The sequence below is a fragment of the Calothrix anomala FACHB-343 genome, assembly GCF_014696435.1.
GTDB lineage: Bacteria > Cyanobacteriota > Cyanobacteriia > Cyanobacteriales > Nostocaceae > Aulosira > Aulosira anomala_A.
In genome coordinates this window covers 41830-60117 of record NZ_JACJQG010000061.1, presented here as the reverse complement: position 1 = coordinate 60117, position 18288 = coordinate 41830, and the positions used below count along the sequence as shown (strand labels likewise).

General features: G+C 36.9%; 11 protein-coding genes. All 11 read right to left on the bottom strand.

The window, feature by feature from the left end; translation table 11 throughout:
* Positions 1 to 162: 162 nt before the first annotated feature.
* The 11 genes from gmk to H6G08_RS27665 all read right to left on the bottom strand — a co-directional run bounded on the left by gmk (position 163) and on the right by H6G08_RS27665 (position 18286).
* Positions 163 to 765, bottom strand: a complete 603-nt coding sequence (gene gmk, locus H6G08_RS27715) for a guanylate kinase (protein ID WP_190548940.1) — start codon at positions 763 to 765, stop codon at positions 163 to 165.
* A 169-nt stretch (positions 766 to 934) separates the two neighbouring features.
* Positions 935 to 1201 (bottom strand): extracellular matrix/biofilm regulator RemA, encoded by a 267-nt coding sequence (gene remA, locus H6G08_RS27710; protein ID WP_015127199.1) that lies wholly within the window; start codon positions 1199 to 1201, stop codon positions 935 to 937.
* Between the two features lie 418 nt (positions 1202 to 1619).
* On the bottom strand, positions 1620 to 2732 hold the full coding sequence (locus H6G08_RS27705) for a hypothetical protein (RefSeq protein WP_190548932.1): 1113 nt from the start codon (positions 2730 to 2732) through the stop codon (positions 1620 to 1622).
* 33 nt (positions 2733 to 2765) lie between these two features.
* Complete coding sequence (locus H6G08_RS27700) at positions 2766 to 3950, bottom strand: DUF874 domain-containing protein (RefSeq protein ID WP_190548929.1); 1185 nt, start codon at positions 3948 to 3950, stop codon at positions 2766 to 2768.
* A gap of 124 nt (positions 3951 to 4074) precedes the next feature.
* Positions 4075 to 5409: a hypothetical protein gene (locus H6G08_RS27695; RefSeq protein WP_190548927.1), complete on the bottom strand. Its 1335-nt coding sequence runs from the start codon at positions 5407 to 5409 to the stop codon at positions 4075 to 4077.
* A 61-nt stretch (positions 5410 to 5470) separates the two neighbouring features.
* Entirely contained in the window at positions 5471 to 6694 is a 1224-nt protein-coding gene (locus H6G08_RS27690; RefSeq protein ID WP_190548925.1) for a hypothetical protein, read from the bottom strand.
* Between the two features lie 260 nt (positions 6695 to 6954).
* Positions 6955 to 8061, bottom strand: a complete 1107-nt coding sequence (locus H6G08_RS27685) for a hypothetical protein (protein ID WP_190548923.1) — start codon at positions 8059 to 8061, stop codon at positions 6955 to 6957.
* Positions 8062 to 8239: 178 nt separating this feature from the next.
* On the bottom strand, positions 8240 to 11506 hold the full coding sequence (locus tag H6G08_RS27680; protein ID WP_190548921.1) for a cell division protein FtsA: 3267 nt from the start codon (positions 11504 to 11506) through the stop codon (positions 8240 to 8242).
* A 353-nt stretch (positions 11507 to 11859) separates the two neighbouring features.
* Entirely contained in the window at positions 11860 to 13380 is a 1521-nt protein-coding gene (locus H6G08_RS27675) for a tubulin-like doman-containing protein (RefSeq protein ID WP_190548919.1), read from the bottom strand.
* Positions 13381 to 13383: 3 nt separating this feature from the next.
* On the bottom strand, positions 13384 to 13863 hold the full coding sequence (locus H6G08_RS27670; RefSeq protein WP_190548917.1) for a hypothetical protein: 480 nt from the start codon (positions 13861 to 13863) through the stop codon (positions 13384 to 13386).
* 478 nt (positions 13864 to 14341) lie between these two features.
* Positions 14342 to 18286, bottom strand: a complete 3945-nt coding sequence (locus tag H6G08_RS27665; RefSeq protein WP_242046300.1) for a hypothetical protein — start codon at positions 18284 to 18286, stop codon at positions 14342 to 14344.
* Between the last annotated feature and the right edge of the window lie 2 nt (positions 18287 to 18288).

Here is an 18288-nt window from a genome sequence, read left to right as displayed (position 1 = left end):
TAACGCTACAGGACTAGTAACCTCTACTCTGCTTGGGGAAACCCTGGTAGAGCAAGTAACTAGGGTGAATGTAGAATCCCCGACCCTTTAGGGCGGGGAGTGTCAAACAAGGCTTTAATTAATTTTCGCTTCTGCCCACTAACTTTTGAACTTGAATGGGAATTAGCCAAATAAATCCGCTTCTAGAGCTTTTACAGTGGTTTCAAAATCGTCATTAACGATTTTAATGTCAAACTCATCAGCTGCTTTTATTTCTTCTTGAGCGCGTTGGAGACGACGGGCGATCGCAGCTTCTGAATCTTGGGCGCGACCGCGAATCCGCTTCTCTAACTCATCAAATGAAGGTGGCAAGATAAAAATACTATGGGCACTAGGGAAAGAAGTGCGAATTTGTCTTGCCCCTTCCAGCTCAATTTCTAGTACAACCAATTTTCCAGACCCAACTTGGTTAAGCACAGCTTCTCGGGGCGTACCGTAATAATTACCTGCAAATTCTGCCCATTCTAAGAATTCCCTTTGGGCAACCAATTGTTCAAATTTAGCGCGGCTCACAAAGTAATAGTGTTTGCCGTTAATTTCTCCTGGGCGAGGAGAACGGGTTGTCATCGAAACCGAATAGTAAAGTTCTGGATGACGTTGCAACAAAGCACGTAGCAAAGTGCCTTTGCCAACCCCACTAGGCCCGGTTAAAACAATTAGCCGTCCGGAAGACGGGAACTCTTTGGTAGTAGTAGCACCACTCTGAATGGGTAGAACTTGCATTATCAGCTAAACCTGTGAATTAATCGATAGAGCTAAATTCATTAGTCTAGTATCTGTTAGCTGTGTAACTCTTGACTAAGGAATTGGTCACAAGGGTGACAGAAAAATCGTCTAATTCACATAGTACTGCTGATACGGGGTAAATAGTGTAGGGATGTTAGTCCATCTTTAGTTAATTATCTACAACTTGATGCTCCCGAGAAATCACGAAGCGATTGGCTACAGTTTCCGGTTGAATCGCTGAGAGAATTACGTGGCTGGAATCGGTAATAATTACCGCCCTAGTCCGACGCCCGTAAGTCGCATCAACAAGTTGGCCCCTGTCCCTTGCATCGGTAATGATCCGCTTGATTGGCGCAGATTCTGGACTAACAATGGCAACTACTCGATTAGCAGACACGATGTTGCCAAAACCTATATTGATTAATTGAATTTCCATAGAAAATCGGATACCAAATCTGGTATGAGTCGTCAGTACACAATATTTACCATGTTATCCTTAAAAAACGGGAGTTACAACGCTTAAATTAAAGGAATCTTTAGTCTTTAAAGAATAATTGCTAGTTTTAGCTATTTAATATGTGTAATAGCAAGAATATTCCTTAAGATATATGTCAATATCGCTTAATAAAGTTATGCACAATCACTGAGACCCTTAATTTATTGATTCATTGGCTCTACGCAGTTAGCACAGTAAATCAAGGCTAAGGTTGTCAGGAGTGAATTGACTACAATTTGGCAGTCATAACGAGCAGGTTGTATCAGAAGTTCACCCGCAAAAAGATGATGTGGGTTATGCCTGCCGGTAAAAGAGTTTACAGTATATTGTGATAAATAGCAAATGTCGATTGTTTACTTTAAAATTTAAATCGCAGTACTCCCCGTTCTAACAAGATCCACCGATCTACTGAGGTCAGCACTGAGTCGGTATCCTCTGGGAACAAAGGAGATAATTTTCCTGGCTGGATTAAGGTGAATGGATGAGAATGATTATCGTGATAGTTTTGGCATTCAAATATATCTTGCACTATGTCTAAATTTTCCTGAGTAATTATAATATTAAACTTAGGAAATAGATAACTTATGTTTTCGGCAACTACGATCCAGTAATGACCTGGGTGAAGTTTGACAAGTTGAATTTTAGGTTCGTTGTTAATAAAAAAGACTCTATTAATGCTTTCTTCAGATTCTCGAACTTCGATGACAGAATATAGCGAAGTAAAGAGATTAGGATTTTGATTATAGTCATTAACTAATGATATTTCTCCAGGCGATCGCAGACGCTCTTCTGGGTATATTGATATATGTTTAAATATAGAAATAGAAGCGTCTAACTGACCTTTGATATTGCTGTTATCAGCAGGATTTTCAGCCAAATTTTTAATATCTACTACCTCTGAACCATCCAAAGCAGTTGTAAATTGCAATACTCCTCTTTGAGCTAACATCCATTGTTGCCCATTTGATGTTAGCTCAACGATAGCAGGCTGATTCAGGATAAATTTGTTATGTACATCAGGCTGGTATCCATGACACTGAAACAAAGATTCTATGATTTGATAATTATATCGATCAATTTTTAGATTACCTTTTGGTAAAAGATAGTAATCATCCTCTTCAGTAACTATAATCCAATAGTTAGCATTTCTTCTTTTTTCTAATAAAATTTTCTGAAAATTTTGTTGAGACAAGCTATCTTCTGTTACTGATACTTTTATGACATAAGTAGTTAGCTGCCGGAAGTCACTATTATAAATTTCTAGTAACTCATTTTTGGAAAAATTGACTTTGTTAATTGTCGGAATTTCCATAGCCTCAGCTACCTTTATTCCTGAGTCTATAAGAGTGGGTTTATTTAGATTTCCCAAAGAATTCTCTAAAAAAACCAATCTCCGATCTAATTCACTAACCTTATCAAATATATAATTAAGTTTTGTGAAAATTTCTTCAAAATCTTCTGGATTGAGCATATTAAATAATTAATATTAAATTTCTTAAAAGATTCATAGAAAAAATTCAAATTTAAGTACACCACGTTCTTGAAGTTGCCATTTTTCGGCTTCTAAAGGAAAAACCATAGCAGGTTTTACAAGTGTAAATTTTGGAGAATTTTCTGTAAAATCTCCAATAAAATGAAATAAAGCTGTAATTGTTTGTAAATTATATTGATTAATTTTTAAATCTCCTCTAGGGACTAAATAATTTTCATTTTTTACAGTTAGTAGCCAATAATTTCCTCTACCCCTACGAACTTTTTCAAAAATTACTGCTTGGTTATTCCCAAGGCGGCGTTGATTAATACTGTCTTCTGTATCGGCAACTTCCAGAGCAAATTTTGAAAAATTATCTGGGTTGTGATTATAAGCTGATACCCAAGGGAACTGGGACTCACCAGAAGGTTGACTGGAAGATGGTATTTGATATTGATCTACTGGTTGTTGGATTACTTGATATTCGTAATTTATTGTGTTTTGATTTGAGTCAATGTTACTTTTTGATAAATTTTGTTTATGATTTGAGACTAAATAATTTTTGATTTCTTTTAGCTCTGTATCTATCTTATTAAGATTATTGTTCAAAATATTTAACAGAGATTGGCTTTCCTGTGCAGTTTGCTGTATTTTTTGGTTAAACTGCTGCTTTTGGGCTTGAATCTGTTCACTTAAGTGTTTTAACTGAGATTGAAGTAGATGAGGATATTGAGTTAATGACTCTAATTGAAATTGGAGTTTGTTATTTTCTTCATACATCGATTCCAGTTCAGCTTGTAATTGAGATAATTCCGCAGTTTTAGCAACATCTAAAAAATCTAATCTTCCCCTTTCTTCAAGTTTCCACTTCAAACTACTCGGTGTAAGAGAAACTCTAGCTGGATGTAGTAGGGAAAATTTACTAGTATTTTCTGGTTGATATCCATCACAATGAAATAAAGATTTCAGTGTTTCATATTTAAATGAATCTATTTTGAGATTGGTTTTTGGTAAAAGCCAATAGTTGCTATCTTCAGTAGCGATTACCCAATAGTTACCATTTCTCGCATTTTCTAGAAAAATTAGTTGATTGTTTTGGGTGATGAGGCTATCTTCTGTCAAGGAAACTTTGATTGCTTTTCTTGAAAGGAGATTAGGTACATGATTATAAATTTGAATTAATTCCGAAAGGTTTATGTTAAAAAATTCAATTTTCATTGGTGACAATTAATAAGGTTTCAGATCCCCTACTTTTAAGATGTAGGGGATCTTGTTGTTCAGGAATTATTTAGAATTACTATAGATTAATTTATTTATTTATTTATAAAATGATGTTGATTTATTAAAATCTTAGCACACCGTAATCAACAATTTGCCACATTTGTTGAGAAATTGAGGTAACTTGTGCTGGTTTAAGCAGTACAAAATCACTGGAGATATTTGGTTGATAGCCTTGACAATCAAATAAAGATTCAACTGTTTTATAATTAAATTCATTGATTTTGATACTTCCTTTGGGAACAAGATAATCTAGTCCTTCTTTATTGATTATCCAATAACTACCTTTACCTTTACTGACTTTTTCTAGGATTGCTGCTTGATGACTACCTAAACGACGTTGATTAATGCTTTCCTCGGTTTCGGAAACTTCTGTAGAATATTTAGATAATGAATTGCGATTTTGATTATAAATTGTTATTAATTCATTTACAGATGCATTATGAATTATTCTACTAATAGACCTGTTGGTATTTTCTGCTTGGCTATTAGCAGGATTTTCTCTTGGTGGTGGATTTGTTTCTGTTGGGGGTTGGGGTGACGGTGATGCGATCGCAGTTTGTGAAGGATAATTTTGATCGTCGGGATTTGGAGAATAATCTGGATCGGCTTCCTCGATATAAGGAGGAGTATTTGGCTTAAGATGTGTGCGTTGATTGCGGATTTTTTGTCTGGGAAGTTTCCTGAAAAATCCCACACATATACCTGCGACAAATGCAGCGATAACAGATAAGTTATATTTCCAAGTAAAATTATTAATTTCTGCTTTTAGCTGTTTATTTTCATCTAATAAATTAGCTGATTCACTTGGGCTATTATTTGTTAATAATTGCATATATTCAGCTAACTTTTGATGCCGATTAATTAAAAATTCTTGTATATTTTTTTGGGTGATTTCCCCAAAACTACCTAAATTTCTCTTAACTTGCGGATCTTTATCAGGAAGATCAAGATAATTTTGAATTTGCGTGACATTTTTAGATGTCAACCCCTGGGATAAAGGCTCAATTACTTTTGAAATTTCAGTGATAGTATTGTTGATATTACTGAAGGTATCGCTTAAATTAGATTTTTCTATTTCCAGCAAATTATTGTTGACTTGGCGCAGTTTTTTTAGTTGTGCATTTGGTGTTTTAAAATCGAGAGATTTGGAGTTAAGCTTGTTGTCAATTACATCTTGGAGTTGGTTTAGCAGAATTTTTAGAGAATTATCAAATTCATTATAAGCCTGTGTTATTTCTGTAATTTCTGCACTATTAACGGTTGGATTTTGCTGGCTGAGGAAATAGGAATTACTATGTTTTTCATGAGCAAATGCGATTACAGCTTGACAGGTTATTAATAGATATGAGACTATTAATAAAGCTGGTAATGATTTCTTAATTTTCACCTTTTTCATAAGCAAGCAATCGTGGTTTTACCTAAAGCTAATAGTTGTAACCAATGCTGCTAAATCTAAGTTAGAATTGCAGTAGACCCCGTTCTTGAAGCTGCCATTTTTCGGATTCTAAAGGAAAAACCATAGCAGGTTTTACAAGTGTAAATTTCTGAGAGTTTTCGGGTGAATCTCCAATACTTTGAAATAAGGCCTCAATTGTTGGAAAATTATACTGATTAATTTTTAAATCTCCTTTAGGTACTAAATAATGTTCATTGGCATCAGTTAGTAGCCAATAATTTCCTCTACCCTTGCGGACTTTTTCAATAATTATTGGTTGGTTGTTACCAAAACCTCGTCGATTAATACTTTCTTCTGTGACTGAAACTTCTAGGGCGAATTTGGAAAACTTTTCTGGGTTGTGATTATAAGCTGATACCCAAGGGATCTGGGACTCAGCAGAAGGTAGTGGGTGATGAGTTACTTCTTGCGGTTGAATTTCTACTAGTTGGATTACTTCTGGTTCAGGATTTCTTATTGTCTCTTCTGGGGGGATATTAGTTTTTAGTAAATTTTCCTGATCTCTAGAATCTAAATAATTTTTGATTTCCGCTATGACCTCAGTTTTGAGAGATTGTATATTGTCAATAAAATGTTTTTCGATTGGTGAAAATAGTTCTGAGAATAGCGGTTGCAATTGTTCTAAACGAGGCTGCTGTTGTATTTCATCGTGATTTTGCAACTTTGTTGGAGTTGTTACAGAGACGTTACTTTTTTGTGTATCTTGTGGTGTTTGAATTTTTAATTCACACTTTGACCGTTTTAACTCAGAGCGTAAATTATGAAATACGTTTTTACATTCTGATTGCTGTTCGTTATTCCATTTATCGATTTTAGCAGCCAGATTACTTCCCCAATCATTTAGCTTTTGTTCAGTAGTTGCGTCAACAATAATAGCTTGTGGAAGTTTCTTTTCGAGTTCAGTCAATTTCTCATCCATGAGATGAAATCTGGATTCTATTTCGGCTTTCTCTTTCTCTAATTGTTTAATTCTGTCCTGCAATTTTGCATAGTCTGGCGACTCTGGCTTATCAGTTGTTCGGTCTAAACTATCATTTACTGAAGAATGTTTTTGTGAGAGTTTTTGTATTTCCCAATATTTGTCCTGTGACCATTTCACTACTTGTTCTTCCTTTACTATAGGAAAAGCAGAAGCAAGATGTGCTACGGGAAATTCGCACTGCGAACAATATTGCTGATTGCTGTAGTTTGGGTTGCCACAAATTGGACATGGGTAGGTTGACATAAGTATGATCTCTCGTTGAGAAATTATGCGATCGCCTGATAGCTCATTAGTATAAATTTTTTTGAATTTGTGCTGCAGGTAATTTAGAAAACTTATGATAACGCCTACTAACCCAAATAACTGTCAGCATCTAACATAATTTGACATCAAATCTAAACTGAAAAGGTTTTTAGGATTTCTTATTTACACTTTGCACCATTTTAAATAATCTCAGGGTGCAATATTGCTCGATGAAGAATATTCGTTGGTTATGTAAATATCTAGGCTTCAAATTTTAACATACCAACTGTTTCAAGTTGCCATTTTTCGGATTCTATAGGAAAAACCATCGCAGGTCTCACGAGTGTAAACTTCTGAGAATTTTCTGGAGATTCTCCAGTACATTGAAATAGGGCTGCAATTGTTGGTAAATTATACTGATTAATTTTTAATTCTCCTTTAGGCACTAAGTAATGTTCATTGGTATCAGCTAGTAGCCAATAATTTCCTCTACCTTTTTTCACTTTTTCAATAATTACTGCTTGATTAGTACCAAGGCGACGTTGATTAATACTTTCTTCTGTTGCTGAAACTTCCAGCGCGAATGTTGCAAAATAATCTGGATTTTGATTATACTTTGACACCCAAGGTAACTGGTATTCATTAGAAGATTGGCTAAATACTTGTTGAGATTGAGTTTCCCGTGTCTGGGTTATTTCAGAACGATGCTTGTCTGGCTTTTCATCTGGCACAGTATCTTTTTCTAATAAATTTTCTTGAGGATTAGCGACAAAATATTTTTTAATTTCTGTGATTACCTCTGTTACTATTGCGGTTTTTAAGTTATCGTTTATATAAGCTGATTGTTTCTCAATTTGTGAGCATATAGATTGGATATCTGAAGCTATTTGTATTAATTTTTCTAGAAGAATAGGCTGGAGTTGTAATTGCTCCTGATAGGATTGGGCTGAATGCTCTGAAATTTCTTGATGCTGACTATTTTGTTTAGAAGTAGATGTTGAAGTAGAAGGAGGTTTTTCTGACTGAGTTGCAGTAGTTATTCCTAGCTCATATTTGAGACTAGGTTTATAAAAATTCCAAAAATCTTGACGGAATTGCTCTATTTTATGATTCCCATCTTCTAACTTCTTGAGTTCTGTCTTATCTAATCTTTCTATATTACTAATACGAATAGTATCTGGAAGTTTTTTGCTTAGTTTCTCAAATGTAGACAGCATTTCTTCCAAAGCATTTTTTAAGTTTTGTTGTTGGCGGATTTCTTCTGTATCTTGCGCTTCAGAATCATCCATAAATGTGTTATAAGTCTCAGTTGTTGAAGGGTGTGGAGTTGATTTAGGATGAATATGGTCAAATGGGGATTGTGACATAAGTATTATTGCTCTCCTAGAAATTCTGCGATCGCTTAATGGCTGGTTAGTATAAATTTATTTGAGATAGGCTGCAAGTAATGGAGAAAAATATGATATGGCTTACTACCTCAAATAACTGTCAGCACATAACATAATTTGACCTCAAATCCAAACGCACTATGGATTTGAGGATTTTTTACTTAGACCATTTATCGGCCCACTGCTTACCTAAAACCTTCAACAGCGCTTTCAAACCGAGTATATAGGGAGGTTCTAAGCGAATTTCATCTGATTTACCTTTGATTTTGAGTAAAACATTAGTCAATTCGCGGTTGGTTTCACGCCATAATTTGTCGTTGCTTTGCGGATCTGGACTTCTTTTATATCCTTCTAAAGATTTGATTCCTTCAATCTCCAGTTCCTTTAAAGTCATATGGAAGTCATAAAGGAATTTCGGTAAAATTTCCAATGTAGGGATTTTAAATTGCTCAATTCCATCTTCTTCGTCTAACAGTTCCAAGCGCTGATTCCAGTTCATTTGTCTACCATTAATTTCCGAATATTCTCCAGCAATTAATGGATCTTTAGCTTTCTTCTTCAATCCTTGCAACTTAGTTTGATTCAGCACTAAACCGCAAGCTACTTCATCTTTGAGATTTTGACTTAATTGTGTGGATACTTCTGTATCTTCAAAGCCAGAAGCTTTACTCAAAATTCGGCTGAGTAATTCGTTAATTTCCGAGTAGCGATCAAATCTTCCACCTTCAGCTAGCCAGTGTAAAAATCTCCCGCCATTTCCACCTATATATACAGGGGTGATTTCATCACGGCTATATTTGCCTTCTTTGTGCAGAACTTTTAATAAAATACCCACATAATAGTACAATCCCGCCGTGCCAATTGCTGTGAGTTGGATCAATCCTTGAAAATCGGGTTGATCTGCAATATATTCGCGTTTATTATTGAGCCAATTATCGCCTTCCAATCTCAACCACACATCTAGCTTGGGATTAAATGCAGTACCTTTTAATCCTTTGACTTCAGCAGCAGCAATCCCAAATCTAGTTTCCATAAACTTAGGATTAAGTTCTAAAAATTGAGAAAATAAATCGCGTCCGGCGAATAGCACTGAACATTGATGAACGAGATTTTCTTCTTCCCAAATTGAGATGTCAGAAGTTCCACCTCCCACATCAATACAGGTAGTATTAACTAGATCGTGTCCTTCTTGATCGGCAAAATATTGAGCTACTGCTAAACTTTCGGAACGGAAATAATCTGCATTATCTATTTGTGGTGATTTATGAATAATTCCTGTCTTGGCTTGTAATTCTTTGGTTAAATCTTGCCATGTCTTAGCATATCTATTTTTATCACCCTTAGAAAATGCTGATGGGAAAGATAACGACCACTGAATTTCTTTAACACGGTTCTTAGCGGCTAAGGCGGAAATGTGTAAAGCTAGGTGTTTGAGAAACAATTGATTGTAACTCAAGTTCTGCGATTCTTCCCACTTAAGATTGGTTTTAATCCAGTCTTCTTGAGGCTTAAATCGGTTGCGATCGGGTACATAAATTCGACCGTCAAAAATCGGTTGCCATTTTTCTTGACTGGCTCCTGAGTTACCTCTAATGGTGAGTACACTAGATAAAGGTAATGGCTTTTCTACAGGAATAAAATTCTCAGGTATGAAGTATTCATACAACAGTGGTAACCGAGTTTCTGGGTTAAATTCTGTAACTTTGAGATGTAAATTTTCTAGTTTTAATGGTTCGGCTACATCAGTTCTATTCACATAAATATTGGTAAAAGAAGTGCCGAAATCTACACCAACTGTCCAGGAACTTCTCAGTTCAATTTCATCTGGAGCTTGGAGCAACATTAAACCTAAGAGTTTTCTGTCTTTACCTTGGCAAATAATAACGGATGGAAATTGTTCTAAATAAGCCATTTGGTAGGAACCCCTACCATCTTTGAAAATATGTGGTTGTTTGGCTTCTGGTAGAAAGACTTGAAAAGTATCATTTTCGTGTTCACCATCGTAATAGAAGGCATAATATGTTTTCCAGCCTTTGGCACGAAAATTAGGCCAAACTTCTAAAACCGGCACTTCTGCTAAAGCGTTATCTTGTTTGAGGGGATAATCTTTAGATATGCGATAATTAGCAGGTGGATTGCCATCGTTTAACCCTGCTAGAGGTAAATCCAAAATTACTCTAACTTGCGGCCCCTCATCACCATTAAATGGCTGGAATTGAATCCGCCGATTTATCTCTTCTGGTGTTAAATACTCTAGCAGTTTGGGATTGAGAGGAATTAGGGGGGTAATTCGTTCGCCTTCAAAGGTTAAAGGTACTGTTTCTTTGGGAAGATAAGCGCCAGGTAAGGCTTCTTCTTGATTGATAAAAGAGAATTCCGGTAAGAATAAATCTTTCGATTCAATCCATTGCACAGTTTGCCAAACCAGTTTTTTAGTCCGCAAATCTTCTATTTTTAAAGATGCTAGGGTTTTCCCTCCATGTACCCAGATATGTTGTGGTGATTCATTCCAAGCTTTGGCAATTTCTGGATCGATAATTAATAAGTCAGGTAATACACCTTTTTCGGGACTGGGAATTAACCGGACATTAGAAGGTTTCTCCAGTGCTTTGAGAGGTTTATTTAATGCGTTGAGTACACCGCGATTGAGGGGTACGCCAAAAAATTGGGGATCTTCTGTTAAACTTATGGCTGGTTGAGTATCTGCATTTAAATCGGTGCGGAATTGATCGATCAATCCCCCAATCATGTTAATAGCTTGTTTCTTACCTTGATAGTTACCTAACTCTTTGCGGAGATTTTCTAACCAGCGCCACAGGAGTGATTTTTCTGTGCTATTGAGATGGCGAATTGGGGATTTTAATATCCCATCTTCCCACCAAGGTAATCCGATCCATCTGCCTTCCTCTGAGGGACAAACTAAGGTACTTGGTGTTGTAATACCAACCGGTTTACCATCCCATAAAAATATATAAATATCTTCCCAAGGATGTTTATTATCTAATGTATAAAGACTATTACGATCGCTAGGTAAAAGTTCGGTTAAAGAACGGGCGAATTCTTCGTGTTTAAAATCTCGCAGTTGCAGTAGTTGTGCGGTGATGGGAAAACCACGGACTTCTGCGAGGGCGATCGCGGCTAACATCCCCCGCCATTGTTCGATCATTTGATCGCGGATAGGGTACTTACCATTATGCAGCGCCATTTCCATTGATAGGGGACGCGCCCACATTGTCGGTACAGAACTAACGCTTTTGACTGCTCTTGGGGCTTTATACTCTAAACTAGAGGCGACATCTTGAAAGACTTTGTTTCTTTGCGCTTGCCATTTTCCTGACTCATCAATTGGTTTGACATCAGAATCTGGCTTTAATGTGGGGAGAAAAAAATGCAACTGCTTTTTACTTGGTTGTGCATTAGTCATAAGTAGGTAGGCGCAATTAAAAATAACTGGTGTTCGCGTAGTGTCTCCGACAGGAGAAGGCTGTCATTTGTTATTGGTCATTGGTCATTTGTCATTTGTCATTGGTAAATATAGTTTTGTTTGTAGACGCGGAGTTTTTTGTCCTAGAAATCGCTGAGTTAGTTGAAGTATTTCTTTCCTCTCTCTGCATTCTCTGCGTCTTGGCGGTTCATTAAAAAATTGACTTTGTTCGCCAAGTTGTAACCTTAACTAAACCAAATTGACACCAGAAAGAATGAAGTGAGAAGTGACTCAACTTTTAGCTTTATCGATGGAATAATTTCATCCTTCATCCTTCAGTCTTCATCCTTCAGTTACAGCCGACAAAGTATGTATAAAGCCTTGGCTAATCCGGCTGTACCTTGGTTGGGTGGATTGAGAACTCTGGGTTCAGATGTCAGGGATACGTGTAATCTCTGCACTGTGTCTTGGTTTTTTTTACCTTCATCTCGACTATCGCTTTTGACAAGCTGAGAAAATTCTTCTTGCTTGAGTTGTCCTGCGGGATTGCTAAAGGAATTAGCTGTAAACAGATTTACTGCGTCACCTTGACATTGATGTAATTCATATAACCAGCGCAGATAATCCTGACACCAATAATTGATAATTCTGATAGCTTCCTGTTCTTTTGGATCGGCAAAATCGGGTAATTCTTCGCCTTTTTTATCAAAAATTTTGCCTAGCATTCCTGGGTTAGGACGATAAAATCGACTAAACCAATTAATGTATCTCTGCGCCCAATCAACTCCTTTATCTTTAGCACTAGTTAACTCTACAGCAGTGTTGGATAGCCAAGCATAGGCGAAGCGTGTAGCATTTACCAAGGCTGATTTAATTACATTTTCTTCGGGAATATCGCTCCAATTTAGTTGTTTTTCTCCTTCCCTTCCAATTAACACTACTGTCCCAGTTGGCGGAGAATTGAATAAAAATTGTCTGGCGGCGGTGGCTGCATATAATTCGAGAAAGTGTGAGTGATTGCGTTGAGTTTTTTTGCCAATACTGAATTTAACTGGTGTGGAGTTGGAATTACCCAACAGATACACTGTGTCGAACATTTCTTGGGCTTGACTTTCGTAGTAACGGAGTGCGGCTTCTGTGTTCAGCAAGAATAAATCAGATTGGGCATAAACAGCATTTGGATCTTCTCCAGTAGGTGCTGAGAAGTTAAAATAGGGGAGAACAAATAAACAAGCAATTTTGACGCGATCGCGGACACTAATTTTTTTCAATTTATTCGCAATTAACTTACCAATCGTTGGTAAACCGGAAGCGCCTGTACCGCCAAAAATTGAACCACACAGAAAAATCTTGACTGGCTTACCACCAGCTACATCGCTGTTAATTTGATTAATTATGCCTCGCCAAGGTTCTTGATCTAGAGTATCTAAATCTACTTGACTCATAATTGCCGAACCAATAGCCGGTCGTCCCCGAAAACCTACATCTAATTCAACTTCGCGTTCTTCTTGTGTATATAAAACATCAAAAAGATTACCCAATGTCTGATAATTCTGCTTGAGGTTGTTGTAACCAAAAAATGAACCGAGATTTTTATTGATAGATTTTTCGCTAAACGGCGACCAGACTTCAAATGCTTCAATTGGTGTTTTCATCCAAGGAGACTGCTGTTTTTCTCCTTCTACTAATTTGTAGCATCTTTGATAAATATTAAGACTCGTGTTAGCACGTTCTAAATTACCATTACTTTCATCTGCATCGATAAACAAAAGTTTAATAGGTTCGTCGGCAAATAAACCAACAGCAGCCAGATGAATCACAGATTCCATGCATTTAGCACCTGTACCACCAATGCCAATAATATACAGTGACATGATTTATTTCCTAAATAGACGCCGGATGAAAAAAGCACCAGGAGGAACAAACTGTAACCCACCAGGAGAACTACTAGCGGTAGTAAACCAATAAAGAAACAAAATATCAATGACAAAAAAGCAAGTTAAAGATAAAAGTGCTTCATCGGTTCCGCGAAAAAAAGCAATAGCAATACATACACTCAGGACAGGAAATAATAATATTACCCACCAAATCACAGACCATCTTTGGATATCTTGTCCACCTCTAAATGATGCTTTCGCCGCCATCCAATACCATACAATCGTAGAAATAACAGCAACAATAAATACAATACTTGCCCCAACAACGTAAGATTGACTAATCCAAACTTCAATGTCGGGTAAGTTTTCCATGCGGACAAAAGGAAATTCCCTTTGGTATATCCAGGGTTGAAGCAAAAACATGACAACCCCACCGACGAGACTGAAAACTATGATGCGAATTACCTCGCTCGCTCTCATGCGTCCTCCTGAATAATTACGAACGCAGCCATTTAGGTATTCTTCGTTATGGTTTATTATAAATCTATCAATTATTTGACACAGTGAGCTTTGCAAGTAAAATAATCTATGTATGTATTTGAAAAGTTATGTTAAAAAATGTAACTAAACTTACTTCTGTAACTTAGTATAAATACTCTAAAGTATTGCACCCGATGGAGTGATTAGATACTACTGATGACTTAATAGTTTTCACTGGTGTGTAATATTGTGTTTGAATATAAATGGATAGGCAAAATATTTATGTGATTGCGTAGGCGAAGTCTTCCTGGACGTTACAAAGTCAAGTAATCTTAAACCTTTGTGATTCCTACCCTCCAGCAAGCCGCTACACCTCTATCTTTCACTTAGCTATGCTTTTGATGACAACGTATATTTAATTTTGCATGACTACTTAAATTATGCGCCAACTTAAATAGCTAAAGAGACTTGAGGATTTTTACTTAGACCATTTATCAGCCCACTGCTTACCTAGAACTTTTAACAGAGCCTTTAGCCCTAATATATAAGGAGGTTCTAAGCGAATTTCATCTGATTGTCCCTTAATGTTGAGTAAAATATTAGTCAATTCGCGGTTGGTTTCACGCCATAATTTGTCGTTGCTTTGCGGATCTGGACTTCTTTTATATCCTTCTAAAGGTTTGATTCCTTCAATCTCCAGTTCCTTTAAAGTCATATGGAAGTCATAAAGGAATTTCGGTAAAATTTCCAATGTAGGGATTTTAAATTGCTCAATCCCATCTTCTTCGTCTAACAGTTCCAAGCGCTGATTCCAGTTCATTTGTCTACCATTAATTTCCGAATATTCTCCAGCAATTAATGGATCTTTAACTTTCTTCTTCAATCCTTGCAACTTAGTTTGATTCAGCACTAAACCGCAAGCCACTTCATCTTTAAGATTTTGACTTAATTGTGTGGATACTTCTGTATCTTCAAAGCCAGAAGCTTTACTCAAAATTCGGCTGAGTAATTCGTTAATTTCCGAGTTGCGATCAAATCTTCCACCTTCAGCTAGCCAGTGTAAAAATCTACCACCATTCCCACCTATATATACAGGGGTGATTTCATCGCGGCTATATTTGCCTTCTGCGTGCAGAACTTTTAATAAAATGCCTACATAATAGTACAATCCGGCTGTTCCAATTGCTGTCAGTTGGATCAATCCTTGAAAATCTGGCTGCTCGGAGATAACTTCGCGTTTATTATTTAACCAATTATCGCCTTCCAATCGTAGCCAATTATCCAATCTGTAATTAAATTCTGTACCTTTGAGTCCTTTTAAGTTAGCGGTTGCAATCTCAAACCGACTTTCTATAAACTTAGGATTGAGTTCTAAAAATTGCGAAAATAAATCCTGCCCTGCTAGTATTACTGAACATTGATGAACTAAATTTTCTTTTTCCCAAATTGATATGTCAGAAGTAGTACCACCCACATCAATACAGGTCGTGTTAACTAGATCATGTCCTTCCCAATCGGCAAAATATTGAGCTACTGCTAAACTTTCGGAACGAAAATATTCTAAATTATCTATTTGTGGAGAGTTGTGAATAATTCCTGTCTTCGCTTGTAATTCCTTTGTTACATTTTGCCATCTCTTAGCATATCTATTTTTGTCACCACGAGAAAAAGCTGATGGAAAAGATAATGACCATTGAATTTCTTTGACATGGTTCTTAGCTGCTATAGCTGAAATGTGTAAAGCTAAATGTTCAATAAACAGCCTATTGTAAGTAATGTTTTGTGATTTTTCCCATTTCAAATTAGTTTTAAGCCAGTCTTCTTGAGGCTGAAATTTGCTGAAGTTAGGGCAATAAATCCGACCATCAAAAATTGGCTGCCATTTTTCCTGACTGAATGCTGAGTGTCCCCTAATCGTCAGTATGCTTCTTAGGGGTAATGGCTTTTCTCTGGGAGTAAAATTTTCAGGAATAAAGTATTCAAATAAAACTGGTAATCTGGTTTCAGGATTATATTCTGTTACTTGAACAAGCAGATTTTCCAGCTTCAAGGGTTCCACAACATTTTTTTTATTTACATAGATGTTAGTGAAAGAAGTGCCGAAATCTACCCCAATAGTCCATGCACCGCGAGAAATAATTTCATCTGGGGCGTGCAGTAAAATTAAGCCTAATAGTTTTCGAGCTTTGGTCTGATAATTAATAAAAGATGGAAATTGTTCGAGATAGTCCATTTGGTAGGAACCCCTACCATCTTGAAAAATATGAGTTAGCTTTGCTTCCGGTATATGAACTTGAAAGGTATCATTTTCATTCTTACCATCATAGTAGAAAACATAATATGATTTCCAACCTTCTGCTCGGAAATTCGGCCAGATTTCTAGAACTGGCACATCCGCCAAGGCATTATCTTTTTTGAGAAGATAATCTTTAAATATGCGATAATTACCACCTGCCAGAGGTAAATCTAAAATTACCCGAACTTGAGGAGTACCAGCACTATTTAATGGTTGTAGTTGTAGACGACGAATGATATCTTCAGGTGTTAAATAGTCTAACAGTATAGAATTGAGTGGAATCAGTGGTGTAATTCGTTCACCCTCAAAAGTTAAAGGTACAGTTTCTTTCGGCAGAAAAGCACCAGAAAAAGCGTCTTCCACATCAATAAAACTGAATTCTGGTAAAAATAAATCCTTTGATTCTATCCATTTTACATTCCGCCAAATAAGGTTTTTATTCCGCAGATCTTCTATTTTTAAAGATGCTAATGTTTTGCCGTCATGCACCCAAATATGTTGTGGTGCTTCATTCCATGCCTTGGCAATGTCTAAGTCGATAATTAGTAAGTCGAGTACTTTTCCTTTTTCTGGACTGGGAATTAAGCGAACATTAGAAGGTCTTTCCAGAGATTTTACGGGCTTGTTAAAAGCAACGAGTACACCACGATTAAGATTAACTCCAAAAAACTGTGGATCTTCTGTTAATTTTAGGGCTGGTTGTGTATCTGCATTCAAGTCGCTGCGGAATTGGTCTATCAATCCACCAATCGCGTTGATAGCTGGTTTTTTACCGTTATGGTTCATTAACTCTTTGCGGAGATTTCCTAACCAACGCCAAAGTAATGATTTTTCAAAGTTGTTGAGATGCCGAATTGGAGAGTGCAATCTGCTATTTTGCCACCAAGGCAATCCTACCCATTTTCCATCCTGAGAGGGACAAAGCAGAGTACTTGGTGAACTCATCCCTACGGCTTGACCATTCCATAAAAATATGTAGATATCTTCCCAAGGATGCTTATTTTCTAGGGTGTAAAGACTATTACTATCGCTAGGTAAAAGTTCCCACAAGGAACGTGCAAATTCTTCATGTCTAAAATTTCGCAATTCCAACAGTTGCGCCGTTAACGGAAAACCACGCACTTCGGCTAAAGCTAATGCTGCTAACATCCCCTGCCACTGCTCAACTATTTGGTTGTGGATAGGATAATCATTGCTATGCAGTGCCATCTCTACTAACAAAGGACGTGCCCACATTGTTGGCAGCAAATGAGCGTTTTTTACTTCTCTTGGGGCTTTGTATTCTAGGCTAAAAGCCACATCTTTAAAAGCTCGGCTTTGATAAGGTTGCCATTTTCCTGCTTGAGCGATCGCTCTAAGATCAGCATCAGGCTTTAATCGGGGCAGTAAAAAAGTAAATCGCTTCTTGTTTTCACTGTTGAGATTTTCGAGACGAACTTTTAAGGGAATTGACAAATTTACTCCAGCAATATCAACCAGATTTCCTTGCCTTTGTAACTTGCTAAATTGTCTTTCTGCTTCTTCTTTATCCCAACGTATGAAACTCCGCATTCCCCGAGCATATGTAATTAAAGGTGGAGCAAATTCTGCTAATGGCTCGGCAAAAGTTTCTACTAATGATGTTAAACGAAAAAGCTCTTCCCAATTTTCTTCCTTTAACCTCCGGTCAATAGCCTCGACTAACTTATCAATAGCTTTATCGGGCTTAGTGTAAGCAAGGGCTGTCCAGTGCTGGGCTTCGGCTAAGTCTTTGGCATCAGAATCTTCACCTTTAAGCTGTTGTCCCACATAGTCGATGAGAAAATCTGCTAACTCTTGCAATCGCTGTGAACCAAAATTTTTATCTTCCTTAAGTTCTTTTAACAAGAAGTTGCGAACATCGAGATCCATTTCGTAAAGTTCATAACCTACTTCACGACATAAAGGAGATAAAAGTACGCGAGAAACTGCTATCCAAGGGGCGGAGGGTTGGAAGCGAAGCCAAATTTGGTAAAGGAGATCTGGTGTAAGTACTAATGGAAAAGCAGCGTGACAAGCTAAGTCGATGTGTGAACTGTCAAATTTTTGGGCAAATCTGACAACTCGGTCAATAGCATTCGATTTAGCTGTATCACTGTTACTTTGCATGA